The sequence below is a fragment of the Streptomyces sp. NBC_01341 genome (assembly GCF_035946055.1).
Classification (GTDB): Bacteria; Actinomycetota; Actinomycetes; order Streptomycetales; family Streptomycetaceae; genus Streptomyces.
In genome coordinates this window covers 2,943,551-2,967,665 of record NZ_CP108364.1, presented here as the reverse complement: position 1 = coordinate 2,967,665, position 24,115 = coordinate 2,943,551, and the positions used below count along the sequence as shown (strand labels likewise).

At 70.8% G+C, this 24,115-nt stretch carries 25 protein-coding genes; 11 read left to right on the top strand and 14 right to left on the bottom strand.

Going from position 1 to position 24,115, the window contains the following annotated elements; translation table 11 throughout:
- Positions 1 to 4: 4 nt before the first annotated feature.
- From OG206_RS12770 to OG206_RS12735, 8 genes are all read right to left on the bottom strand, one after another.
- Entirely contained in the window at positions 5 to 442 is a 438-nt protein-coding gene (locus OG206_RS12770) for a thiol-disulfide oxidoreductase DCC family protein (RefSeq protein WP_327115455.1), read from the bottom strand.
- A gap of 5 nt (positions 443 to 447) precedes the next feature.
- The gene (locus OG206_RS12765) at positions 448 to 882 is read right to left on the bottom strand and encodes a hypothetical protein (protein WP_327115453.1); all 435 of its coding nucleotides are present in this window, start codon (positions 880 to 882) and stop codon (positions 448 to 450) included.
- A 308-nt stretch (positions 883 to 1,190) separates the two neighbouring features.
- On the bottom strand, positions 1,191 to 1,784 hold the full coding sequence (locus OG206_RS12760; protein ID WP_327115451.1) for a hypothetical protein: 594 nt from the start codon (positions 1,782 to 1,784) through the stop codon (positions 1,191 to 1,193).
- 173 nt (positions 1,785 to 1,957) lie between these two features.
- Complete coding sequence (locus tag OG206_RS12755; protein WP_327115449.1) at positions 1,958 to 2,725, bottom strand: succinate dehydrogenase iron-sulfur subunit; 768 nt, start codon at positions 2,723 to 2,725, stop codon at positions 1,958 to 1,960.
- Entirely contained in the window at positions 2,725 to 4,479 is a 1,755-nt protein-coding gene (gene sdhA, locus OG206_RS12750; RefSeq protein ID WP_327115447.1) for a succinate dehydrogenase flavoprotein subunit, read from the bottom strand. Before sdhA ends, OG206_RS12755 begins: the two co-directional genes overlap by 1 nt.
- A 29-nt stretch (positions 4,480 to 4,508) precedes the next feature.
- The gene (locus tag OG206_RS12745; protein WP_327115445.1) at positions 4,509 to 4,988 is read right to left on the bottom strand and encodes a succinate dehydrogenase hydrophobic membrane anchor subunit; all 480 of its coding nucleotides are present in this window, start codon (positions 4,986 to 4,988) and stop codon (positions 4,509 to 4,511) included.
- A gap of 5 nt (positions 4,989 to 4,993) precedes the next feature.
- Positions 4,994 to 5,374, bottom strand: a complete 381-nt coding sequence (sdhC, locus tag OG206_RS12740) for a succinate dehydrogenase, cytochrome b556 subunit (RefSeq protein ID WP_073744455.1) — start codon at positions 5,372 to 5,374, stop codon at positions 4,994 to 4,996.
- Between the two features lie 167 nt (positions 5,375 to 5,541).
- Entirely contained in the window at positions 5,542 to 6,186 is a 645-nt protein-coding gene (locus tag OG206_RS12735) for a 2-oxo-4-hydroxy-4-carboxy-5-ureidoimidazoline decarboxylase (protein ID WP_442805945.1), read from the bottom strand.
- A 290-nt stretch (positions 6,187 to 6,476) separates the two neighbouring features.
- On the opposite strand from OG206_RS12735, the gene OG206_RS12730 reads away from it, so the two are divergent.
- From OG206_RS12730 to OG206_RS12705, 6 genes are all read left to right on the top strand, one after another.
- A complete protein-coding gene (locus tag OG206_RS12730; RefSeq protein WP_327115439.1) occupies positions 6,477 to 8,066 on the top strand; it encodes a family 20 glycosylhydrolase in 1,590 nt (529 codons plus the stop codon).
- A gap of 112 nt (positions 8,067 to 8,178) precedes the next feature.
- Positions 8,179 to 8,973: a DUF4328 domain-containing protein gene (locus OG206_RS12725; RefSeq protein WP_327115437.1), complete on the top strand. Its 795-nt coding sequence runs from the start codon at positions 8,179 to 8,181 to the stop codon at positions 8,971 to 8,973.
- A 73-nt stretch (positions 8,974 to 9,046) separates the two neighbouring features.
- Positions 9,047 to 9,553: a hypothetical protein gene (locus OG206_RS12720; protein ID WP_327115435.1), complete on the top strand. Its 507-nt coding sequence runs from the start codon at positions 9,047 to 9,049 to the stop codon at positions 9,551 to 9,553.
- Positions 9,554 to 9,679: 126 nt separating this feature from the next.
- Entirely contained in the window at positions 9,680 to 10,258 is a 579-nt protein-coding gene (locus tag OG206_RS12715) for a hypothetical protein (RefSeq protein ID WP_327115433.1), read from the top strand.
- A 313-nt stretch (positions 10,259 to 10,571) separates the two neighbouring features.
- Positions 10,572 to 11,255, top strand: a complete 684-nt coding sequence (locus OG206_RS12710) for an RNA polymerase sigma factor (RefSeq protein WP_327122256.1) — start codon at positions 10,572 to 10,574, stop codon at positions 11,253 to 11,255.
- Positions 11,255 to 12,307 (top strand): hypothetical protein, encoded by a 1,053-nt coding sequence (locus tag OG206_RS12705; protein WP_327115431.1) that lies wholly within the window; start codon positions 11,255 to 11,257, stop codon positions 12,305 to 12,307. The genes OG206_RS12710 and OG206_RS12705 overlap by 1 nt, the downstream gene beginning before the upstream one ends.
- 193 nt (positions 12,308 to 12,500) lie before the next feature.
- Here OG206_RS12705 and OG206_RS12700 read toward each other — a convergent pair whose 3' ends face one another.
- On the bottom strand, positions 12,501 to 13,370 hold the full coding sequence (locus tag OG206_RS12700) for a L,D-transpeptidase family protein (protein ID WP_327115429.1): 870 nt from the start codon (positions 13,368 to 13,370) through the stop codon (positions 12,501 to 12,503).
- Between the two features lie 234 nt (positions 13,371 to 13,604).
- Between OG206_RS12700 and OG206_RS12695 the strand changes: the two genes are divergently transcribed.
- Together OG206_RS12695 and leuE are read left to right on the top strand one after the other, a co-directional pair.
- Positions 13,605 to 15,185, top strand: a complete 1,581-nt coding sequence (locus tag OG206_RS12695; protein ID WP_327115427.1) for an acyl-CoA mutase large subunit family protein — start codon at positions 13,605 to 13,607, stop codon at positions 15,183 to 15,185.
- A 167-nt stretch (positions 15,186 to 15,352) separates the two neighbouring features.
- Entirely contained in the window at positions 15,353 to 16,012 is a 660-nt protein-coding gene (gene leuE, locus OG206_RS12690; RefSeq protein ID WP_327115425.1) for a leucine efflux protein LeuE, read from the top strand.
- A gap of 23 nt (positions 16,013 to 16,035) precedes the next feature.
- Here leuE and OG206_RS12685 read toward each other — a convergent pair whose 3' ends face one another.
- The 5 genes from OG206_RS12685 to OG206_RS12665 all read right to left on the bottom strand — a co-directional run bounded on the left by OG206_RS12685 (position 16,036) and on the right by OG206_RS12665 (position 20,298).
- Positions 16,036 to 16,494 carry a MarR family winged helix-turn-helix transcriptional regulator gene (locus OG206_RS12685; protein ID WP_327115423.1) on the bottom strand — a complete coding sequence of 153 codons (459 nt, stop codon included), beginning with the start codon at positions 16,492 to 16,494 and terminating at the stop codon, positions 16,036 to 16,038.
- A gap of 18 nt (positions 16,495 to 16,512) precedes the next feature.
- Entirely contained in the window at positions 16,513 to 16,659 is a 147-nt protein-coding gene (locus tag OG206_RS12680) for an aromatic-ring hydroxylase C-terminal domain-containing protein (protein WP_327115421.1), read from the bottom strand.
- Between the two features lie 8 nt (positions 16,660 to 16,667).
- On the bottom strand, positions 16,668 to 17,828 hold the full coding sequence (locus tag OG206_RS12675) for an acyltransferase family protein (protein ID WP_327122255.1): 1,161 nt from the start codon (positions 17,826 to 17,828) through the stop codon (positions 16,668 to 16,670).
- A 65-nt stretch (positions 17,829 to 17,893) separates the two neighbouring features.
- Positions 17,894 to 19,297 carry a polysialyltransferase family glycosyltransferase gene (locus OG206_RS12670; RefSeq protein WP_327115419.1) on the bottom strand — a complete coding sequence of 468 codons (1,404 nt, stop codon included), beginning with the start codon at positions 19,295 to 19,297 and terminating at the stop codon, positions 17,894 to 17,896.
- Positions 19,297 to 20,298 (bottom strand): glycosyltransferase family 2 protein, encoded by a 1,002-nt coding sequence (locus OG206_RS12665; RefSeq protein WP_327115417.1) that lies wholly within the window; start codon positions 20,296 to 20,298, stop codon positions 19,297 to 19,299. The genes OG206_RS12670 and OG206_RS12665 overlap by 1 nt, the downstream gene beginning before the upstream one ends.
- 219 nt (positions 20,299 to 20,517) lie before the next feature.
- Between OG206_RS12665 and OG206_RS12660 the strand changes: the two genes are divergently transcribed.
- The 3 genes from OG206_RS12660 to OG206_RS12650 are packed head-to-tail and all read left to right on the top strand — an operon-like array spanning position 20,518 to position 24,110.
- On the top strand, positions 20,518 to 21,903 hold the full coding sequence (locus OG206_RS12660) for a DUF6716 putative glycosyltransferase (RefSeq protein WP_327115415.1): 1,386 nt from the start codon (positions 20,518 to 20,520) through the stop codon (positions 21,901 to 21,903).
- A 20-nt stretch (positions 21,904 to 21,923) separates the two neighbouring features.
- Entirely contained in the window at positions 21,924 to 23,162 is a 1,239-nt protein-coding gene (locus OG206_RS12655; RefSeq protein WP_327115413.1) for an acylneuraminate cytidylyltransferase, read from the top strand.
- 12 nt (positions 23,163 to 23,174) lie between these two features.
- Complete coding sequence (locus OG206_RS12650) at positions 23,175 to 24,110, top strand: N-acetylneuraminate synthase family protein (protein WP_327115411.1); 936 nt, start codon at positions 23,175 to 23,177, stop codon at positions 24,108 to 24,110.
- Positions 24,111 to 24,115: the final 5 nt, after the last annotated feature.

Here is a 24,115-nt window from a genome sequence, read left to right as displayed (position 1 = left end):
AAGGCTATCCGGGAGATCCGCCCGCTGGATCCGGCGGGCGGCAGGCAGCCCCGGCCGAGCCGCACCGCTCCGTGGTGACGGACCGGAACGTCGCCGCGGCGAGTACGGTCGCCCTCGCGAAGGGCCGTCCCGCCGGGGTGGTGAGCCAGTGGGCCTTGGGGCGGTGCTCGGCGAGGGCCCAGAGGCAGACGATCCAGGCGGAGGTCCCCCGGTAGACCTGCCCCCCGTCACCGACGACGGTGATCTCGTCGAGCGTCCCCCCGCGGTCGAGTCCGGGGAAGCGCTGACGCGCCTCCTGGGATCCGGCCGGGACGAGGTCGAGGGGCACGAGCTGACGCTGTCGGCCGAGCCACTGCCGCAGATGGACGCAGAGGGGGCACCGGTCGTCGTAGAGGACCGTGAGGCGGCCGACCGGCGGCTCCGCGGAGCGCGTACGGGCCATGTCGCTCACTTCCCGGCGGCGGGTGCGGCCCAGGGGCCCTGATTGCCGGGGCCGGCCCAGCCCTGCGGCGGCACCGGCGGTGTCTGCTCGCGTTCCATCAGGTGCCGGCGGCGGATCCTGTTGAGGGCGTAGACGTTGCCCAGGTGCATCGCGCCCAGCACGAGCAGGACGGTGCCGGTCTTCACCGACAGTGCCTCGAAGAGCTGCCTGGCGTCGGCGACCCCGCCGGCGTTCTTCAGGTAGAGGGTCACGAAGCCCAGGTTCAGCAGGTAGAAGCCGACCACCAGCAGGTGGTTCACCGCGTCGGCGAGCTTCTCGTCGCCCCGGAGCACGTCGGCGAGGAAGATCTTGCCGTTGCGGCTCAGCGTGCGGGCGACCCAGACGGTGAGCGCCACGCTGACAAGCAGGTAGATGACGTACGCGAGCACAGTGAGGTCCATGCCCCACCCTCCCTTGAACGCGTTCAAAATGATGACGCACTGACTGTAGGCCCATTGTTGAACGTGTTCAAGTCGCGTGCGTAAGGGTGGCCGGACCGCCGTACAGGGAGGTGCGCGGCGCGAGATGACCGGCCGTCAGGGTGTGCCGTCCGCACCACGGGCGGCAGGGCGGTGCGCGTGGGAAGAGCCCGGAAACAGGAAAACCGGAGACCGGTGGTGCGGTCCCCGGCGTGAACCAGGTGCGGTCAGTGGCCGCGACGCCGGCCGCGCGACCCGGTCGGCGGCCCGGTGCCGGGCCGCCCCGGAACTCAGGCGCTCATCGAACGCGCGGTGTTGACCTGAGACATGACCATCTGGAAGGTCTCGGGCCCCGTCGCCGGGATCATCGTCGAGTGGTGGCGGCCGGCGCTGGTGACGGTGACCTGGATGAAACCGGTCGTGCGCTTCTCCTTCATCAGGAGGAACAGCAGGCCGATCAGGCAGAACAGCGCGAAGACGATCGCCAGCACGATACCGACGGTGGGGATCTTCTCCTCCGTGCGCGACATGTCCGTCGCCGTCCACACCGCGCCCTTCAGCGGCATGGTGCCGGACGGCGTCACGATCCCGTCGTTCATCACCGTGATGTCACCGAACGAGAGCATGGGCACCCCGCCGGTCCCCCCGTGCTGCACCGGCAGGTTGAAGCCCGGCTGCGTCGGCTGCCCCGGTCCGGGATAGCCGTATCCGGGGCCGGGCTGCGCCGCGGAGTCGGGCAGGGGCTGCGGGTAGCCGTACGCGGGGGCGGCGCCCGGCGCCGGGTAGCCGTAACCCTGTCCGTCCGGCATCGTGGGCGGATTGCCCGGCGGCTGCGGCGGGCCCCACTTGTATGAGTCGTCCGCGTACGGATTCGGATCGCTCACAGCGTTCCCCGTTCATCGTCAAGGCATCTGCTCCCGCGCTGTGCTGCGCCGGGAGAGGCGAGCCGGTCAGGCTCCGCACGACCGTACCGCCCCGGCCCGCCCCGACGCACCAAGAGGCCCCGTTCCCCGCACGGTCGGTGCGGGGAACGGGGCCTGTGAAGGTGACGCGTGGGTCAGAAGCGACGCGTGATCAGGGCGCGCTTCACTTCCTGGATCGCCTTGGTGACCTCGATGCCACGCGGGCAGGCGTCCGTGCAGTTGAACGTCGTGCGGCAACGCCACACACCGTCACGGTCGTTGAGGATCTCGAGCCGCTGCTCGCCGCCCTCGTCACGCGAGTCGAAGATGAAGCGGTGCGCGTTGACGATGGCCGCCGGGCCGAAGTACTGGCCGTCGTTCCAGAACACCGGGCACGAGGACGTGCACGCGGCGCACAGGATGCACTTGGTGGTGTCGTCGAACCGCTCACGGTCCTCGGCGGACTGCAGGCGCTCGCGCGTCGGCTCGTTGCCCTTGGTGATGAGGAAGGGCATGACGTCGCGGTACGCCTGGAAGAAGGGGTCCATGTCGACCACGAGGTCCTTGAGGACCGTGAGGCCCTTTATGGCCTCGACCGTGATCGGCTTGTCCGGGTTGATGTCCTTGATCAGCGTCTTGCAGGCGAGCCTGTTCTTGCCGTTGATCCGCATCGCGTCGGACCCGCAGATGCCGTGCGCGCAGGAACGGCGGAAGGTCAGAGTGCCGTCCAGCTCCCACTTGATCTTGTGAAGGGCGTCGAGGACACGCTCCTTCGGGTCGATCGAGATCTGGAAGTCCTGCCACTGGACCTCGTCGGAGACCTCCGGGTTGAAGCGGCGGATCCGGAACGTGGCCGTGATGTAGGGAGAGTCGCCGAAGCCGGCCTCGGCCTTGTCGGTCTTCTCCAGGGTCGGTGTAGCCATCAGTACTTACGCTCCATCGGCTGGTAGCGGGTCGTGACGACCGGCTTGTAATCGAGCCGGATCGACTCGGTGCCGTCGTCCGCGACCTCGCGGTACGCCATGGTGTGGCGCATGAAGTTGACGTCGTCGCGGTTCGGGTAGTCCTCGCGGTAGTGACCACCGCGGGATTCCTTGCGGGCCAGGGCGGAGGCGGCCATGACCTCGGCCAGGTCGAGCAGGTTGCCCAGCTCGATGGCCTCCAGCAGGTCCGTGTTGAACCGCTTGCCCTTGTCCTGGATGGACACGTTGAGGTACCGCGCCCGCAGTTCCGCGATCTTGTCGACCGCGGTCTTGATGGTCTGCTCGGTGCGGAACACCATCACGTTGGCGTCCATGCACTCCTGCAGCTCCGTGCGGAGCGCGGCGACGCGCTCGGTGCCCGTCGAGTTGCGCAGCCGCTCGACCTGCTCCTCCACCAGCTTCGCCGGGTTCTCGGGAAGCGCGACGAAGTCGTTCTTCGCGGAGTACTCGGCGGCCGCGATGCCCGACCGGCGTCCGAAGACGTTGATGTCGAGCAGCGAGTTGGTGCCGAGGCGGTTGGCGCCGTGCACGGAGACACAGGCGACCTCGCCGGCGGCGTACAGGCCCGGGACGACGGTGGTGTTGTCGGCCAGCACCTCGCCCTCGACGTTGGTCGGGATGCCGCCCATGGCGTAGTGCGCGGTCGGCTGGATCGGGATCGGGTCCGTGTAGGGCTCGATGCCGAGGTAGGTACGCGCGAACTCCGTGATGTCCGGGAGCTTCGCGTCCAGCTGCTCCGGCGGGAGGTGCGTGAGGTCGAGGTAGACGTGGTCGCCCTCGGGACCGCAGCCGCGGCCCTCACGGATCTCCGTGTAGATGGAGCGGGACACGACGTCGCGGGACGCGAGGTCCTTCATGACGGGCGCGTACTTCTCCATGAAGCGCTCGCCGTCCTTGTTGCGGAGGATGCCGCCCTCACCACGGGCGCCCTCCGTCAGCAGGATGCCCATGCGCCAGATGCCCGTGGGGTGGAACTGGAAGAACTCCATGTCCTCCAGCGGCAGACCGCGGCGGTACGCGGCGGCCTGGCCGTCACCGGTCAGGGTGTGGGCGTTGGAGGTCACCTTGAAGAACTTGCCGGTGCCGCCGGAGGCGAAGATGATCGACTTCGCCTGGAAGACGTGGATCTCGCCGGTGGCCAGCTCGTAGGCGACGACGCCCGCGGACTTCTTGACCCCGTCCACGTCCTGGAGCAGGAGGTCGAGGACGTAGAACTCGTTGAAGAACTCCACGCCCTCCTTGACGCAGTTCTGGTACAGCGTCTGGAGGATCATGTGACCCGTGCGGTCCGAGGCGTAGCACGACCGGCGGACCGGGGCCTCGCCGTGGCTACGGGTGTGACCGCCGAAGCGGCGCTGGTCGATGCGGCCCTCGGGCGTCCGGTTGAACGGCAGGCCCATCTTCTCCAGGTCGAGGACGGCGTCGATGGCCTCCTTCGCGAGGATCTCGGCGGCGTCCTGGTCGACCAGGTAGTCGCCGCCCTTGATCGTGTCGAAGGTGTGCCACTCCCAGTTGTCCTCCTCCACGTTCGCCAGCGCGGCGGCCATGCCGCCCTGCGCGGCGCCCGTGTGGGAGCGGGTGGGGTAGAGCTTCGTCAGCACGGCGGTGCGGCTGCGCTTGGTCGACTCGATGGCCGCGCGCATGCCGGCGCCGCCGGCGCCGACGATGACGGTGTCGTACTTGTGGATCTGCATGGTTTCCTCTGGTCCCTCTGTCCCGGCGCCTAGCGGATGTTCGGGTCGAAGGTGAAGATCACCAGCGTGCCCAGCAGGACGGTGAACACCGTGGCGGTGTACAGGAGCATCTTCAGCCAGAACCGGGTGTTGTCCCGTTCGGCGTAGTCGTTGATGACCGTACGGAGGCCGTTGGCGCCGTGGAGCATGGCGAGCCACAGCATCCCCAGGTCCCAGAGCTGCCAGAACGGCGAGGCCCAGCGGCCCGCGACGAACGCGAAGCCGATCTTGGACACACCGCCGTCGAGCACCAGCTGGATGACCAGGTGGCCGATGACCAGGACGACCAGCACGATGCCCGACAGGCGCATGAAGAGCCAGGCGTACATCTCGAAGTTGGTGCGCGAGGCCTTGGGTGTCTTGCCCGTGCGCTGGCGCGGGGGCTCGATCACGGGGGCCGGGTTGTCGACGTCGAACAGGCTTACGGCCTCGACGTCGCCGATCGCCGACGAAGGAGTCTCGGTGGACATTGGCCTCAGCTCCCGAAGACTTCACGTACGGCGTGGCCGAGGACGGGGTACAGGGCCCCGACCATCAGCACGATCCAGATACCGAGGACGGTCCAGAGCATCTGCTTCTGGTAGCGCGGGCCCTTGGCCCAGAAGTCCACGGCGACGATCCGGAGACCGTTCAGCGCGTGGAACAGGATGGCGGCCACCAGGCCGTACTCGAGCAGCGCGACGAGCGGGGTCTTGTAGGTGGCCACGACCTCGTCGTACGCCTCGGGGGAGACACGCACGAGAGCGGTGTCCAGGACGTGTACGAACAGGAAGAAGAAAATGAGGACACCGGTGACTCGATGAGCCACCCAGGACCACATGCCTTCCCGGCCGCGGTACAGCGTTCCAGCCGGCACGGAAGAACCCTCCGGGAGCGGGGATTGGGGTCGGCCGGCTTGACTGTCGGTCTGACCCGGCCGGGTACGGTCCACCGGCCCCGGCCATCGTAGCGACGCTTTGTCGGTTCCATGGCGGCGGGGCCCGTCGGTGTGATCAAAGTGGCAATCAAACAGGCACGGACGGGCTACCGGGGGTCGTGCGCAACCGGGGAGGCCGGGCCGGCCGGACGCCCGGCCTCCGTCAGCAGCTCGATGATGCGGCCCCGGGCGAGTCGTCGCATCTCCTCCGCGGTCAGGGCCCGCTCCTCGTCCGGTTCGTGGGCCAGTCGGGTCCGGATGGCCGCAAGCACCTGGTCGACGTGCTGGGAGGGCCGCAGTCCGTCGAGGCAGATCACGAAGACGTGGCCGAAGCGGCTCTCGTAGGCGGCGTGCGCCGCGCGCAGCGCCAGGTGGGCCGCACGGGGCGCGGCGTGGTGCAGGCAGGGGGCGTTCTCCGTCGCGAGCGCCTCGGCGATGTCGGAGGGCGCGAGGTCGTATCCCGCCTCGTCGGAGGCGGCGAGCAGGGTGTCCAGGTCGGGGTAGGGCCGGTGGGCGGCCATCCGAAGGGCCCAGCGGCGGCTGCCGCAGCACTCCAGCAGGGCGGCCTCGGCGAGCTCGCGCGGCCAGGCGTTGAAGTGACGGATTCCGCTCGAGTGGGCATTCTTACGACCGCTCCCCGAGACTGGTTCCGGAACAGGGGCCTCCGCCGGTACCTCACTGAAGGCCGGAGCGGGGCCCCCACCCTGGACGGGTACGGCGGCCCGCCCTGCCTGCTGAGGTTGTTTCGGCAGGCCGGCGTGGGACTCGCTGGACCTGGACAGCGGGACTCCTCGGACGAAAGGCATCTGTGACCCTGCAGACGGGTCTGAGAGCGACGAGGTTGCTCAGGGGGCGGAAGTGAGGACTGGGATGTATGTGCCGCAACGCTAGCGAGACCGAGCGACCAGCAACCCAAGGATGTAAGAAATTCACCCGCACGGGAGAGTTTCGGAACGCTTGATGGACGAATTGAGCAGGGGAATTGTCCGGCTTCCTCGTCGTCTTTGAAATGTTTTTCCCCCGATCCGGAGGATTCTGACCGATGTCGCCCTCACGCGGAACCATGGTGGCCGGCGCGGCCGTCGCCGTCGCCGCCGCCGTCACACTCACCGTCGTCGTCTGGCCCGACAGCCCCGGCACGGGGACGCAGAACGGCGGCGCCGCCTCGGCCCGTACCTCGCCGTCCCCGTCCCGGAGCTATCCGCTCTCCACGACGCCGCGGACGATACCCGCGGTGCGCGCGCACACCCCCGCGCGCGGGCCGGGCTGGAAACCGGCCGGCAACAGCTCGGTCGTCGTGGCCGACCCCGAACTCGCGGACGAGGCGAAGCTGCTCGCCAAGGAACTCAAGATCAGCTACCGGGGTGAGAAGTCCGCCCGTGCGGGTGACGTCGAACTGGCGCTCTCCACCGCCGACAAGGGCAGCCCCGAGTCCTACACCCTGAAGACGGCGGGTGGCCGGGTCACCATCAGCGGTCCCGGGCAGGCGGGTGTCTTCTACGGAACCCGCACCCTCAAGCAGGCGCTGAACGCCGACGACACCGTGCCCGAGGGCGTCGTGCGGGACACCCCGGACCGCCCCCAGCGCGGGTTCAACCTCGACATAGCCCGCAAGTACTACTCCGTGGACTGGATAGAGGACCGGCTGCGCGAGATGGCCGACCTCAAGCTCAACCAGCTCGGCCTGCACTTCTCCGACGACCAGGCCTTCCGGATCGAGTCCGACACCCACCCCGAGGTCGTCTCCGACGAACACCTGAGCAAGGCCGACGTGCGCCGGATCGTGAAACTCGCACAGAGCCTGCACATCACGGTGGTCGGGGAGATCGACTCCCCCGGACACCTCGGCGCCGTCCTGCGCGCCCACCCCGACCTCCAGCTCCGCGACACCCAGGGCGTGGCCAGGCAGGGCGCCATCGACATCTCCCGGCCCGAGTCGGCGGAGATCGTCGACGATCTCCTGACCGAGTACGCCGAGCTCTTCCCCGGCAACTGGTTCCACGTGGGGGCGGACGAGTACCAGGCCCTCACGGTCAGCAGCCCGCAGGCCTCCTACCCGCAGCTCGCCGCGGCCGCGCGGGAGAAGTACGGCGCCGACGCCACGGTCCAGGACCTGGCGGAGGGCTGGCTGAACGACCGCGCCGCCGTCATCCGCAAGGCGCAGAAGATCCCCAAGGCATGGAACGACGGCTTCTTCAGCGGCGGGAGCGTCACCGCGGACAAGGGCATCGAGGTGGAGTACTGGACGGGCAAGGAGATCGGCGCCCGGCCGCCCCAGGACTACCTGGCCGAGGGCCGCAAGGTCGTCAACCTCAACGACGAGTTCCTCTACTACGTGCTCGGCGAGCCCAACGACTTCACGTACCCGACGGGCAAGCGGATCTACGAGCAGTGGACCCCGTTCGTCCTCCGCGGGACCGAGCCGGTGTCCGAGCGCTACTCGAAGCAGATCCTGGGCGGCCGGTTCGCGGTCTGGGGCGACTTCCCGAACGCGCAGACGCAGGCGCAGGTCGCCGCCGGCATCCGGATGCCGCTCAACGCCGTCTCACAGAAGCTGTGGGACCCGGGCACGCCGGAGCTGACCTGGGCCGACTTCAAGTCGCTGGCCGACGAGGTCGACGCGTCGAACTGATCGCCGACTCCGTGGACATCGCCGCGGAGAAGGGTTAGGTTCCGCTGGCCGCGCGCCCTGGGGAGGGACGCGCGGCCGACGTCCGAGAACCGGAACCCTGGGGGGTCCTTCCATGCTGTGCACGAACTGCGGTACGAGACCGGCGGCATCCGTGGAAGGGCGGTGCTCCGTCTGCGCGACGGCCGGTCCCCTGCCCGCACCGGCGGCGCCGGGACCTCACGGGCTCCGCTCGCCCGTCGCCCTGGCCAAGGCGGCCGTCGCCCTGCTCGGGGCGGTCATCGCGACCGATGTCCTCGCCCTCACGACGGAGCTGAACCTCCGGGGCGAGTTCACGAGCATCGGGGACGGGGCGGTGTACGACGCGGGCTCCGCCGACCGCGCCGAGTCCCTGTACGGGATGGCCGCGGGGCTGCAGGTGATCGCCTTTCTGGCCACCGCCGTCGTCTTCGTCATCTGGTTCCGCCGGGTGCGGCTCAACGCCGAGGTGTTCGACGCGAGTCGGCAGCCCATGCGGCCGGGCTGGGCGATCGGGGCCTGGTTCGTCCCCGTCGCCAACATGTGGCTGCCGTGGCGGGTGGCCGAGGGTATCTGGACCGCGAGCGCGCAGAGCATCACGGACGGCACCTGGCGCAAGGTGTCGAAGGCGCCGCTCAATGCCTGGTGGACGCTGTACCTCGTGTCGACGTTCTTCGCCCAGATCGCGTCCAGGAACTACGACGCGACGGAGTCCTCCCCGGGTCTGGTGGACGCCGTGACCCTGATCATGGCCGCCGACGCGCTCGACATCGCCGCGGCCGTCATGGCGATCGCCTTCGTACGCAAGCTGACCCGGATGCAGAGCGAGCGGGCCGCCCGGGGGACGTACCCGCTGTCCGCCCCGGCGCCCGGCGGTGTGCCGCACCCCTGAGCCAACGCGTTTCGCGCTCCTGCCGCGTGTCCTGCGGGCAGAATGGCAGCCCGGACCGCGGGGGGAGCGCGACGTGGGGTTCTGGGGCGTGTACCTGGTGGGCCGCAGCGGTGAACCGCTCCCGGACCACCCCGCGTTGAGGGACGCGCGTGATCTGCTGACGCTGCGTGAGTACCGTGCCGACGGCTGGCAGGTCTGGTGCCACCCCGGCGATCCGCCGCTCGGCCCCATGGCCGCGCTCGCCGATGCCGCGCGGGCGCCCGTGCTGCTCGGCTTCGTGATGGACAGTGTCTGCGTGGCCGTGGAGGCCGCGGGTCCGCACAGCGGGTCCTGGTACGCCTGCCTCGGCCGCGCGCCCATGACCGCGCATCTCGTCCGGGACGGCACGACGCTGGAGGATCTCTTCCTGCCGCCCGAGGACGCGGCGGCACGGGCGGTGCGCTGGGCGGCTGAATCCGGACGCGGTGTGCTGGAGGGCCCGCTCCTCGAACTGCTGCGCATCGAGCAGCCGGAGTGGTCCGCCGACGAACTTTTCTTCGCATTCCTGGACCGTCTGGGCATCGAGAGCATCCATGGCTGAGCCTCGACCTGTTCCTTCCCGTAGTCCTAGTGACGCTTTTCGGCCATCCGACGCTGTATGCGGTAACAGGCAGCACGGCCCTCGTCACTGAGCGCGCAGCGGCCGAGATACGAGGGGGAGTCGTCGATGACTCTGGTGGAGCAGATCGCCCGTGCCGACGAGCGGAGCCTGGCAGCGAGTGCGCTCGCCTGTCTGGACCGCTGTCTCACACCGCCGGACGCCGGGGGCGATCCCGAGCCGCTGCGCCCGCTCTGGGTGAGCTGCGACACCGGCGAGGGATGGGCGGAGCGACTCGACGCCGTGCACGCGGCGATGGAGCGGGCCGCGTCGGCTGCGGACGGCGGCACGGCCTCCCGGGTGCGCGCGATGCTCGGTGCCGCGCCGAGGGAGTTCGCCGCCGGGCCGCTGAGGTCCTGGGCGGACGCGTGCTCGCTCCTCGCGCTCGAGGTCCACCGGGAGTTCGACTTCCCGGCGGGGGACGCCGACGCGCTGGAGCTGTGCCGTACGGGCGGGGCGGCCGGCGGCGGACCGCTCGTCACCGGCGAGGTGCTGCGCCAGACCGAGATCCTGGAAGTGCTCGCGGAGAACTCCGGTACCGCCGGCGGAGGAGCGGGCCTGCGGCGGGTGCTGGACCTGTCGGCCGAAGGGCGGCGCGTCCTGCGCGCGGTGATGTCGAGGCGGGCCCGCGGCCGCGCGCGACCCTGAACAGGGAGCGCGCCGAGTCGAAGGGGCTCCCGCACATGCCCTGACCGGACGGCGGGACGACAGAAGGACGACCGGGGCCGCCACCCCCCACAGGAGAGGCCCCGGCCGTCTTTCGCGGAGCCGCAGTGCGGCCCCGTACTCATCTCAGCGCCATGCATGCGTTTTCTGTCACACCGCAGTGCGTCAGGAGACAGTTGCGGGTTGTACAAGTCATGGACGGGGCACCGTCCGAGCACGTAGCGTGCTGATTCGCGCAGGGCTGCGCGGCAGTGGTGACCAGCTGCGATCGAGATCAGCGGGGCGGGTTGAGGGAGTGCTGGGGGACGACGCGGAGCTGACCGCCGCGGTGCTCGCGGCACAGGACGGGGACGAGGACGCCTTCCGTACTGTGTACCGCGCCGTGCACCCGCGGCTGCTCGGCTACATACGGACGCTGGTCGGTGAACCGGACGCCGAGGACGTGGCGTCCGAGTCCTGGCTGCAGATAGCGCGGGACCTCGACAGTTTCAGCGGCGACGCCGACCGTTTCCGCGGCTGGGCCGCCCGGATAGCGCGCAACCGCTCGCTCGACCACGTCCGGATGCGGGGAAGGCGCCCCGCGATCGGCGGCGACGAGAGCGAACTGGCCGGAGAGGCCGCCGAGTCCGATACGGCGGGGGAGGCGCTGGAGTCCCTCGGCACCGGGCGCGCCATGTCCCTCATCGCGCAGCTGCCCCAGGACCAGGCCGAGGCAGTCGTGCTGCGCGTGGTGATCGGCCTCGACGCCAAGAGCGCGGCGAGGACACTCGGCAAGCGTCCCGGCGCGGTGCGCACCGCGGCCCACCGCGGTCTGAAGAGGCTCGCCGAGCTGGTGGGGGGCGACGGTGGCCAGGAGGACGAGATCCCGGCGGCCGGGGCGGGACTCGGCGCGGTGCCCGCGCAGCGCCCCGCCCGCAAGGGCGGAGCGGCGCCCGCCGGTGTGACGCATTCGCGTCCGTGGACGCAGAGGGACATGTGATGGCCGACGAGCAGCACGAGTGGCTTGACGCGGACACTGCGGAGAAACTGCTCCGCGGTGCGTCCGTCGAGTCCGTCGACGATCACAGCAGGACCGGGCTGCCGCGGCTGGAGGCTACGCTCCGGGCGGTGCGGACCCCCGCCCCGGCCAGAGGCGAACTCCCCGGTGAGGCCGCGGCGATGGCGGCCTTCCGTGAGGCCTCCGGCAGCGGGAGGCGGGCCGGTGCCGCACATCCCGCCACGGCCGCCGGAACCGGGGTGGCCCTGAGCACCGTACGGATAGGGGCTCCGCCTGAGGCGTCACCCCGGCGCCGGCGCTGGACCCGCCCGGTGCGCTTCGGCCTTGCCGTCTCGCTTGCCGGGTGCGCGCTCGGCGGGGTGGCCGTCGCCGGGGGCACGGGCATGCTGCCCGTGCCGTTCGGCGGCCACGGCGCACCGGTTCCGGCCGCTTCCGTCTCCGCCGCCGCGTCCCCGGAGGAGATGGGGGGAGAGGCGCCCGAGGCGGAACGCTCCGTGCCCCCGCCGTCCGCGATACCGGAGGCGCCCAGGACTCCGCCGCCCTCGGAGGAGCCCGATGGCGCCGAGGAGGAGAAGCCGGCCGACGGTGTGCCTCCGAGCGTGACGGGAGGCGTCGGCTCGCCGCCCTCCCCTCAGGACGGGAACCGGGACAGGGAGACCGGCGACGACGGTGCGCAGGGCGGTACGGACGGGCGAGAGGTGCCCGAGGGCTCTGCGGGCGGGGTGTTCGCGAAGTCCGTCCGAGCGTGCCGTGAGTACCGCGCCGACGCCCTGAGCAAGGACCAGGAGCGCAGACTCCTCGAACTGGCCGACGGTGAGGACAACCTGGACCGCTTCTGCGACCGTGTCCTCGCGGCGGACGACCGGAACGGCGGAGGCGGCGGCAAGGCCGGCGGCGGCCAGGACGACGGCGGCGACGCCGGGGGCTCCCTCCCTCCCGTCACCTTCCACACGCGGGACGCACCCGGTGACGGCACAGGGACGCGCCCCACGGCCTCCCCGGAGTCGCCGTCCACCCTGCCGGTGCGCCGCTGACCCTACCTCCGGGTAGGTCTCTGACCTGCGCGAACGCGTCGGCTGTAACGTTCTTCGCCCCCACGGCGCAGTAGTGAGTGCCGACTGGTCATCGGCCGCGCAATGAGCCGGGGTTCCCCCCGTACCTTCGGCTCGGCGCACTGGCGCGGGCGGGACACGTTCCCCCGGTCCCGCCCGCGCCCCCGATCGCCGGCTACCAGTAGACGACGACCTTGTCGCCGTTCTTCACCTGGGCGAACAGCGAGGCGATCTTCCCCTCGTCCCGTACGTTCACGCATCCGTGCGACGCGCCGCTGTAGCCGCGGGCCGCGAAATCCGGCGAGTAGTGCACCGCCTGGCCGCCGCTGAAGAACATCGCGTAGGGCATGGGGGTGTCGTAGAGCGTCGAGACGTGGTGGCGGGACTTCCAGTACACCGAGAAGGTGCCCTCACGGGTGGGTGTGTACTGGGAGCCGAACCGCACGTCCATCGCGGAGACCACCCGGCCGTCGATCATCCAGGCCAGGGTGCGGCTGTTCTTGCTGATGCACAGCACCCGGCCCGTCATGCACCGCGCGTCGGGGCGGGCGACCGGCCTGCCGGTCGGCGGGTCCAGTTCCTTCGCCGTCGGCTTCCTCGTCATCGCGAGCAGCCGCCGCCACGTCACCGTGTCTGTCCCGCCCGTGCGGGGGAGGTCCCGCTTGCCCTGGAACGAACGCACCGCCGCGGCCGTGACGTTGCCGTAGTAGCCGGTGGGGCTGCGGTCGAAGTGGCCGATCTGCCGCAGCCGGGCCTGGAGTTCCCGTACCCGCTTGCTCCGGTCGCCGACGGACATCAGCGCCGGGGGGCGGGCGCCCGGTGTCGCCGACGCCGTCGCGGTCGCCGACGGGACGGCCGGACCGCCGCTCGGCTTGGCGTCGTCCGGGGACGACGCGGCCGTTCCCGGCGGGGTGGCGGAGCTGGTGGACCCGGCCGGCGTGTCCTTGCATCCCGCCGTGAGGGCGGCCAGTACGACCACACCCACGGCCACCGCGGCCGACGCGCGCACCCCACCCGTCCGGCTGCCCGCCCGTACGCGTCTCATCATCGGCCCCCTGGCTGTCCCGCCGCCGCCCGCGTGGCGCGGATGTCTCATGAGACGGATTCCCGTCCTGCCCGGTTGCCGAATCCTGCGCATGATGGGAGTGGCCCGCCCGGGGCGTGGGCGCGCGCTGTGAGCAAGGTCCCAGCGGAGGGCCCCCGACAGGCCGGGGCGTCGCCGCTAGAGTCCGTCGCGAGATTTGTTACCGATAAGTAGCTTGAGCGGGAGGCACAGCACATGACGCGTGAGTCCGAGTCGGGACTGCCCATCGAGCCGGTGTACGGGCCGGAGTCCCTCGACGGCTGGCGGGCCGACGAGAAGCTGGGCGAGCCCGGGGCGTACCCCTTCACACGCGGTGTCTACCCCACCATGTACACGGGCCGGCCGTGGACCATGCGGCAGTACGCGGGCTTCGGCACCGCCACGGAGTCCAACGCCCGCTACAAGCAGCTGATCGCCAACGGCACGGCGGGCCTGTCCGTCGCGTTCGACCTGCCGACCCAGATGGGGCATGACTCGGACGCCCCCATCGCCTCCGGCGAGGTCGGCAAGGTCGGGGTCGCGATCGACTCGCTCGACGACATGCGCGTCCTCTTCGACGGCATCCCGCTGGGCGAGGTCTCCACCTCGATGACCATCAACGCCCCCGCGTCGCTCCTCCTGCTGCTCTACCAACTGGTCGCCGAGGAGCAGGGCGTGCCCGCCGCCCGGCTGACGGGCACCATCCAGAACGACGTGCTCAAGGAGTACATCGCCCGGGGCACCTACATCTTCCCGCCGAAGCCGTCGCTGCGGCTGATCGCCGACATCTTCAAGTACTGCCGGGCCGAGATCCCCAGGTGGAACACCATCTCGATCTCCGGCTACCACATGGCCGAGGCGGGTGCCTCGCCCGCGCAGGAGATCGCGTTCACGCTCGCGGACGGCATCGAGTACGTCCGTACCGCCGTCGCCGCTGGCATGGACGTGGACGACTTCGCGCCCCGGCTCTCCTTCTTCTTCGTCGCCCGTACGACGATCCTGGAGGAGGTCGCCAAGTTCCGTGCCGCGCGCCGGATCTGGGCGCGGGTGATGAAGGAGGAGTTCGGCGCGAGGAACCCCAAGTCCCTGATGCTGCGCTTTCACACCCAGACCGCAGGCGTCCAGCTCACCGCCCAGCAGCCCGAGGTCAACCTGGTCCGGGTCGCCGTCCAGGGCCTGGGCGCCGTCCTCGGCGGCACGCAGTCGCTGCACACCAACTCCTTCGACGAGGCGATCGCGCTGCCGACCGACAAGTCGGCCCGCCTCGCGCTGCGCACCCAGCAGGTCCTGGCGTACGAGACGGACGTGACGGCCACGGTGGACCCGTTCGCCGGCAGCTACGTCGTCGAGAGGATGACCGACGACGTGGAGGCGGCCGCCCTGGAACTGATGCTCAAGGTCGAGGACATGGGCGGCGCGGTCGAGGCCATCGAACGCGGTTTCCAGAAGGGCGAGATCGAACGCAGCGCCTACCGCGTCGCGCAGGAGACGGACAGCGGCGAGCGCGTCGTCGTCGGCGTCAACCGCTTCCGGCTGGACGAGGAGGAGCCGTACGAACCCCTCCGCGTCGACCCGGCGATCGAGGCCCAGCAGGCGGCCCGTCTGGCGAAGCTCCGGGCCGAACGCGACCAGGAGGCGGTGGACGCGGCGCTGGCGGAACTCAAGAAGGCGGCCGAGGGGACGGACAATGTGCTCTACCCGATGAAGGACGCACTCAGGGCGCGGGCCACCGTCGGCGAGGTCTGCAACGCGCTGCGGGAGATCTGGGGGGCGTATGTCCCGACGGACGCCTTCTGAGCGGTCGCACCCGTCCGCGCGAGTGATCTCCCGCCCGTCTCCCGCGCCCGTCGGCCGGAGTGGAGCGGAGCCCTCCGTGGACCGGCTGCCGGGCGGTGACGAGGAGTGATCCTCCGCGATGTGAACCACCCGGACGGAGTGTCGTACCCCCGTGCGACACTCCGTTCATGCTGGGTGTCACCGATCTTCCGACCTATCTCGCCGGCCTGGTGCTGATCATTCTGCTGCCGGGGCCGAACTCGCTGTACGTGCTCTCCGTGGCCGCCAGGCGCGGGGTGCGCACCGGCTATGTGGCCGCCGCGGGTGTGTGGACCGGGGACACCGTCCTGATGACCCTGTCCGCGCTGGGCGCCGCCTCCCTGCTGCAGACGACGCCGCTGCTGTTCGCCGTCGTCAAGTACGCGGGCGCCGGCTATCTGACGTGGATGGCGATGGGGATGATGCGGGCGGCCGTGTCGATGTGGCGTGAACGGCACCGGCGGGCCGCCGGGCTGACGGAGGAGAGCAGTGCACCGGCGGCGGGTCCGGAGCGCCCCTACCGGCGGGCGCTCGTGGTCAGCATCTTCAACCCCAAGGCCATCCTGTTCCTCATCTCCTTCTTCGTGCAGTTCGTCGATCCCGGCTACGCGTATCCCGCCCTGTCCTTCCTGCTGCTGGGCACACTGCTCCAGATCGGCAGCTTCGTCTATCTCTCGGCGCTCATATTCGGCGGCACCCGCCTCGCCGCCGTCTTCCGCCGCCGCAAGCGTCTGTCGGCGGGGGCCACCACGGCGGCGGGCGTGCTGTTCCTCGGGTTCGCGGCGAAACTGTCGCTCAGCGGGGTCTGAACCGGCCGGTCCGGCGCCGGGGCTCAGTGGTGCCAGGCATTGCCGCCCACGTTGTGGATCATCCGCTGGAGCACCTTCAGGGCGGCGACGAACTCCTCGTCCGGGATCCCGGCGTGGATCTCCGCCCGTGCCCCGCTGACCCGTTCGAACGCCTCGGCGCGCAGCGCGTGCCCTTCGGGGGTGAGCCGGAGGCGGGTTGCCGGGTCCTGGGTGACCAGGCCCTTGGCGACGAGGGCGTCGATCTCCGGCTCCAGCGCGTCGCCGACGTTCAGGTATCCGCGGAGGGCCGCGACCACCTCGGCGCGCGGACGGCCGTGTTCGTCCGCCTCGGTGAGCTGGTTGAGGACCCACCAGGGAGGCTGGGTCAGACCGTGTTCGGCCAGTGCGGCTCTGATGTGGGTCACGGTCGCTTCGTGTGCCGCCCAGCTCCAGTAGCCGATCGGCTGCCGTGCGAGCCCGGCGTCGTCATGTGAGTAGTCCATGTTGTGGACCGTAGGAGCTCAAGCGGACTTGAGGTCAAGGCCCAGCGGTCCGGCGTACTCAGCGAGCCCCGGGAGGTCGTCGCCCGCCCAGCCGACGTAACCGTCCGGCCGCACGAGGAACAAGCCCTTGCCGTACGCCTCGGCACGGACGCCGACCCGCCACACCCGCGGACCTAGCCCACCCGCTCCCGCCAGGGGATCCGCGCCGCCTGCGCGGTCATCGCCCGCTTGAGGCGGGAGCCGACCGGCTTCTCCACCAGGCGGTGCAGCAGGTGGGCCAGGAGGAGGATGGACGTCACCGAGGCGGCCAGCGTCACGTACGGGGGCAGGTGCAGCGCGCGGTTCATGACGCGGATCGCGAACCAGCCCAGGTGCTCGTGCAGCAGGTAGAAGGGGTACGTGAGCGCGCCGGCGACCGTCAGCCAACGCCAGTTCGCCCAGTCCAGCCAGCCCAGGGCCACCGCGGCGACCGCGAGGAACGCCAGGGCCACGATCGCCTGTATGACGTACGGGGAGCGGGCGAAGTCGCCGTCCATGCCCGGGTGCCAGAGCGCCGTGACGGAGTAGCGCTGGCCGAGGAGCCAGCTGGTGAGCACGATGCCCCACAGCAGCAGGTCGCTGCCGTAACGGTGGATGAGGTAGAAGGCCAGGCCGGCGATGAAGTACGGCGCGTGGTCCCGCATCACCAGGGCGTCGGTGAGCGGCGTGTGCGCGATCCGGGCGAAGACGCCCGCGAAGGTCCACGCGATGCAGAAGACCACGACCCGGCGGTACGTCACGCCCCGCCAGACCACGAAGACGGCGAACAGCAGGTAGAACCGCATCTCCACCCAGAGTGTCCAGCACACGCCGAGGACCCGGTCCACACCCATCGGCTGCTGGAGCATGGTGAGGTTGACGAAGAGCTCGTTCAGCGGCAGCGGCCGTACCACCACCGGGAGCAGGACCGCGGCGGCGGTGACGATCACGATCGCCGCCCAGTAGGCGGGATAGAGACGGGCCACCCGGGAACGGAAGAAGTCCCCCGGGCTCCTGCCCCAGCTGCTCATGCAGATCACGAAGCCGCTGATGACGAAGAAGAGCTGGACCCCGAGGCATCCGTACGTCGCGACCGACGACAGCGTGGGGAACTTCAGGCCGGGCGACTGCCCCCAGGACTCCGCGATCGTGCCGTTCTTGCCGGCGTAGTGGTAGAGGCAGACCATCAGGGCCGCAAGGATGCGCAGCCCGTCGAGGGCGCGGAGGCGGCCCCCGGCCCTGGGCGCGGCGGGCTGCTGCGGGCCGGCGGTGCCGGGAACCGTCGCCTCTGCAGGCAGTGGTGGCGCGCTCGTCACGTCGGGTGGTCCTTCCACGTCGTCCACTGTCTTCCCCCGGGGAAGACGAACGGTCACAGGGTGATTCAGCTGCCGTTGACCCGGCCGGCTCCCGGCAGGCGGCGGCTCGCCGCCCGCTGCCAGGTGCGGGCCTGCCGCGCGAAACGACGCACGGTGGGGTTGCGGGGGATGAAGTCGAACTGGGAGGGCAGAGCCCCGGGCAGGGCGAGTGCGGTCAGGCGGCGGCGCCTGAAGTAGCGGTCCCTGACGGACACGGGCTGCCCGGAGAGGAAGACCTCGGCCGCGGAGCGCAGTTCCGGGTAGATCTTCGGCTGCATCGCGAAGCCGACGGCGGTGACGAGACCGGTGAGCTCCCGTTGGACCGCCGCCTCGTCCGGCATGGTCCACGCCATGACCGCGGGCGCGTCCTCCAGGTCGGGAAGCAGCGTGTCGACGATCGTGACCGGCACCCGATTGCTGTTCTGGTACGGAGTCAGGCCACTGAGCAGCGTCTCCGTGCCCAGCCGGGCCACCGGGAGGCCGTAGAAGGCGGCCGCGGTGAGCAGGGCGGTGGAGAACGCGCCGACGACGAGGGCCGGCTTCAGTCGCTGGTAGGCCACCTCCGCGATCACCGGGGCGTCCAGCACGGTCAGTTCGGCGCCGAGACGCTCCGCCTCCTCCTCCAGGAGCCGGGACCAGCCGGCCGGTGCGGACGGGTGCGGCTTGAAGACGACCTGCCGGTGCCCGAGGGCGACGGCGCCGTGCAGCATCCGCACATGGAGGGCCTCCTCCTCGGCGGGGGTCAGCACCTCGATCGCCGACAGGTACTGACCGAGCAGCAGTGCGGGCGATCCCTCACCCCGTCCGGTGGCGAACGAAGGTGCCGCGTCCGCGAGTTCGGCGAGCACCTTGAGGAACTCGGCCGTCGGGACGACCTCCGCCTCGACGTCGAACTCGGAGAGCAGCAGGGGCCGCAGGCCCGGGACGAGGTCCAGGTGCAGCAGTCGCGCAACCCGGGTGCCGATCAGCGGATCGATCTTGCTCCGGGTGGGTCCGTAGCTCATCAGCCCGTCGGCGTAGACGTGGACGGGGCTCTCGCTGAAGATCTTCGCCACGGCGTTGGACGGGTTCGCCTGGATGGACTCACAGGCGATCTCCACCGGGCCGTCACCGAGGTCCCAGGCCAGGCGGAGGTACCGCTCCCAGAGCAGGGTGTCCTGCTCGCGGGGGAACCAGCCCGCCGGGTGGAAGGGCTGGATGAACTCGTTCCAGGAAAGCACCGTGTCGTAGTCGGGGCGCAGGCACTCGAACCCGTCCATCCGGTCGAGCGGCGTGCCCACCTCCGGGGCGTACGAGGTGTCGCTGACGACCAGGATCCGGCGGTGTTCGTCGCGCGGGCCGAACTGGCCCGCCCGGATCGCCGCGGTGACCGTGGCTGCGGCGTACTGCGAGCACGCGAAGAAGAGCTGGGTGGAACTGCGGCCGGACATCAGGCGGTTGCTCCTGTGGTGACGGAGGGAAGGGTCCCCGCGGGGACGGCACGGCGACGGAGCCGGCGGAGCCGGGCCGCCCGCTGGTCGCCCAGCGAGTCGAGGGTGTCGCTGAGGAGGTCCTGCGGAAGCCGCTGGAGCGCCGCTGCGCTCATGGAACGCAGCTTGCGCGCGACGAGCGGCTCGAACCTGTCGATGGAGTCCAGGTGGTGCGCCATGACCGCCGCGTAGGTGCGGACGGCCTTCGGCAGCAGCCTGTCCGCCTCGGGGTCCCGGGCGGTCTCCTCGATGACCTGGTCGAATGCCTTGATGAAGTCGAGCTGACGTACGTCACCGATCTGGGTCAGCGAGGAGGCGACACCGCGCCGGTAGAAGACTCCGAGCAGCCCGACGGCGGCGAAGGACTCCGCCTCCCGGTGCAGCCGCCAGATCCACGGCCGGTCCTCGGCCGTCCGCAGCCCGTGCGTGAAGTGCAGCAGCCCGCGGTCGGCGAGCCGCCGGTGGTAGATACCGGCCCAGGCGTACGGGTAGTCCACCGAGGTGGTGCGGTCGGGCGGAAGAATGGCGGCGCGGGGGCTGAACGGGACGCCCCGCAGCCCGTGCGGCACCCGGTGCACGGTCCGCGCCCTGCCGGTGACCTGCACGTGGTCGGCACGGACGAAGTCGCATCCCAGGTCCTCGGCGGCGGCGAGGAGCCGTTCGTAATAGCCGGGAGCGAGCCAGTCGTCACCGTCGAGGAAGGTGATGAACTCACCACTCGCGGCGTCCAGTCCGGTATTGCGCGCGGTTGCCAGTCCGCCATTCTGTGCGTGCCTGATGACAACCGCCCCGGGAATGGCGTCCCGCGCGCGATTCAGGATATCGGCAGTCCCATCGGTCGAACAGTCGTCGACGAGGATGAACTCGAAATCCTTGCGGGCGTTCGCACGCAGGCTTCTGAGGGTGTCGGGCGCGTATGTCTGCACGTTGTAGAACGGCACGATGACGGAGAGCTTAACCACGTCGATCAGGCTAGGTGCGGGCTTGTCATGCGGCTTGTCCCCGGAAAGGACGGGACATGAACGGACCGTGTCGGATCCGTAAACCCGCCCGGATCCGACTCCCGGACTTCGAGCGAAAACCCCGGCGGAGAGCTGGATATCCAACCGTCGGTGGGCTGTTAACCATCTGTTGCACCTGCGTTGGGCTCCACATCGAAATGCCTTTCTAGCTTCTAGGACGTGCCTTCACGTTCCTGGAATTCGGCTGATCCGGCCGACAACGCAACAGCCGCGGTCCCGGCTCTCAGGGTCGCCGTACTCGCGGACTCCGACACCCGGTGGAAATGGGGTGCGCTCACCGCGCGCCGTCTGTCCGCGGCCCCGGAGTCCGGTCCGGCGGGACGCCCCGTCGAGATCAGCGGGCTGCTGCTGCGTGGCCGGGCCACCCCGACGCCCCGGCAGCTCGCCGAGGTGGGCGAGGTCGGGGTGGACGCGGCCCGGGTGCGTGAGGTGACGGCCGTCGAGTTCCTGCACACCGTCCGGGACGAGGCGTACGACGTCGTCGTCCTGGCCCTCGTCGGCGGCGCCGTACAGGCGATGCTGCACGGCCTGGCCGCGCTGGACCTGCCCCGCAGGCCGGTCGTCGTCACGGGCTATGTCGGCGTCGTCTACGAGAAGCTCGCCGACGGGCTCCTGCTGCGTCACGGAGCCGACGTCGTGCTCGCCAACTCCCGCCACGACGCGGAGCGCTTCCGTGCGGTCTACGAGGGGGTCGGCGCCGACGCCGCGTCCGTCACCGAGGCCGCCCTGCCGTTCCTGGGCGGGGAGCCGCACCGGACGCGGGAGGGCCGCGACACCGTCGTCTTCGCCGCTCAGCCCTCCGTGCCCGCGTCCCGCGCCGAGCGCACCTACCTGCTGCGCCGGCTCGTCGAGCACGCCCGGCTGCACCCCGGCCGCGACGTCCTGCTGAAGCTGCGCTCCAAACCGGGCGAGCACACCACGCACATCGAGGAGCTGCCCTACCAGCGCCTCGCGGAGCGGATCCCCGGCGGCCTCCCGCCCAACTTCAGCCTCGTGTACGGGCACATGGGCGAAGTCCTGGACCGCACCGACCTGCTGGTCACCGTGTCCTCGACGGCCGCCCTCGAATCCCTGCACCGGCGCATCCCGACGGCGATCCTCTCCGACCTCGGTGTGCGCGAGGCGCTCGGCAACCACCACTTCATCGGCTCCGGACTGATCACGTCCTGGGACCACCTCGACGGCGGCCTGAACCCGGAGCCCGACGAGGAGTGGCTCGCGGGCCAGGGTGTCGCCGCCGACGGCACCTACGCGGCGGCCTACGACACCGCCCGCGCCCGGGTCGGCGAACTGCTCGCGGCCGGCCCGCTTCCCCGCCTCACGCCCTACTACACGCCCGCCACCGCCCCCGGTTACCTCCCCGGCATCCTCGCCCGCCACCACCTGGGCCCGGACGGCCACCCGCTGCCCGGCGCCGTCGCGCCGAAGGAGACCGGACGGGTCCGGGGCGCGGTGCGAGAAACCGTGCGCAACGCGGCGCGCGGCGCCTACCGCCACGGCGTCCAGCGGGTCGCCCCCGTGATCCGGCGGATGGGCGAGCTGTGACCACCGATTCAGGAGCCTCCATGACCCCGCCCCCCACCGTGCTCGCCGTGATCCCCGCCCGCGGCGGATCCAAGGGCGTGCCGGCCAAGAACCTCGCCCAGGTGGGCGGCGTGCCGCTCGTCGCCCGGGCCGTCCGCGCCTGCCTCGCCTCGCCCGAGGTCACGGACGTCGTCGTCACCACCGACGACCCGGCCATCGCCGAGGCCGCCCGGTCCGCCGCCGATGCGCTGGGTGAGGCTGCCCGGCTCCACTGCGTGCAGCGCCCCGCGGCCATCTCAGGGGACACCGCGACCAGCGAGGCGGCGGTCCTGCACGCCCTGGACGCGTACGAGGCGATGGGCCCCGGCCGGAAGGCCGACGTGGTGCTGCTGGTCCAGTGCACGAGCCCCTTCATCACCCGTGAGGACATCGACGGCGTCGCCGCGGCGGTCGCCCGCGACGGCGCGGACACCGCCCTCACCGTCGCTCCCTTCCACGGTTTCGTGTGGCGCGACGGCAGCGCGGCCGAGGACGGCACCTACGGCGTCAACCACGACAAGGCCGTACGCCCCCGACGTCAGGACCGGCCCCAGGACCACCTGGAGACCGGCGCCGCGTACGCCATGGACGCCACCGGCTTCCGTACCCACCGGCACCGCTTCTTCGGCCGCACCGCGCTCGTCCCGACCGACCCGGCCCGGGTCCTGGAGATCGACGACCCGCACGACCTGGCCCGCGCCCGCGCCCTCGCACCGCTCCTGGACCCCTCGCCGCTGCCCACCCGGGCGGACATCGACGCCGTCGTCCTCGACTTCGACGGCACGCAGACCGACGACCGCGTCCTCGTCGACTCCGACGGCCGCGAGACCGTGGCCGTGCACCGCGGCGACGGTCTCGGTATCGCGGCCCTGCGCAAGTCCGGCCTGCCGCTCCTGATCCTGTCCACGGAACAGAACCCGGTCGTCGCCGCCCGTGCCCGCAAGCTCCAGGTCCCCGTCCTGCACGGCATCGACCGCAAGGACCTGGCACTCAAGCAGTGGTGCGAGGAGCAGTCCATCGCTCCCGACCGCGTGCTCTACGTCGGCAACGACGTCAACGACCTGGCCTGCTTCGGACTGGCGGGCTGGCCCGTCGCCGTGGCGAGCGCCCACGACTCGGTGCGCGCCGCCGCGCGCGCCGTGACCAGTAACCCCGGTGGTTTCGGGGCCATCCGCGAGATCGCGGCCTGGCTCCTCGGCCCCACTCTCACGACCGACTCTCCCAACGCCCCCGCCAAGTAAGGAAGCACCACCATGACCAGCACCTCCCGCCTCCGCACCTTCGGCCCTCGCACCGCCGGCCCCGGCCGCCCCGTCTACATCACGGGCGAGATCGGTATCAACCACAACGGCGACCTCGACAACGCCCTCGCGCTGATCGACGTGGCCGCCGACGCCGGCTGCGACGCCGTCAAGTTCCAGAAGCGCACGCCCGAGATCTGCACCCCCCGCGACCAGTGGGACATCGAGCGCGACACCCCCTGGGGCCGGATGACCTACATCGACTACCGCCACCGCGTCGAGTTCGGCGAGGCCGAGTACACCACCATCGCCGAGCACTGCGCCAAGCGCGGCATCGACTGGTTCGCCTCCCCGTGGGACACCGAGGCCGTCGCCTTCCTGGAGAAGTTCGACGTCCCCGCCCACAAGGTCGCCTCCGCCTCCCTCACGGACGACGAGCTGCTGCGGGCGCTGCGTGCCACCGGCCGCACCGTGATCCTCTCCACCGGCATGTCGACGCCGAAGCAGATCCGTCACGCGGTCGAGGTCCTCGGCAGCGACAACATTTTGCTCTGCCACGCCACTTCGACGTACCCGGCGAAGGCCGAGGAGCTCAACCTGCGGGTCATCAACACCCTGCAGCAGGAGTACCCGAACGTGCCGATCGGCTACAGCGGCCACGAGACCGGGCTCCAGACGACCCTCGCCGCCGTCGCGCTCGGCGCCACCTTCGTCGAGCGTCACATCACCCTGGACCGCGCGATGTGGGGCTCCGACCAGGCCGCGTCCGTCGAGCCGCAGGGCCTCACGCGCCTCGTCCGCGACATCCGCACCATCGAGGCGTCCCTCGGTGACGGCGTCAAGAAGGTGTACGAGTCGGAGCTCGGCCCGATGAAGAAGCTCCGCCGGGTCGCGGGTGTCGTCTCCGAGAACGAGAGCGCGCCGGCCGCCGAGCCGGTCGCGGTCTGACGGGC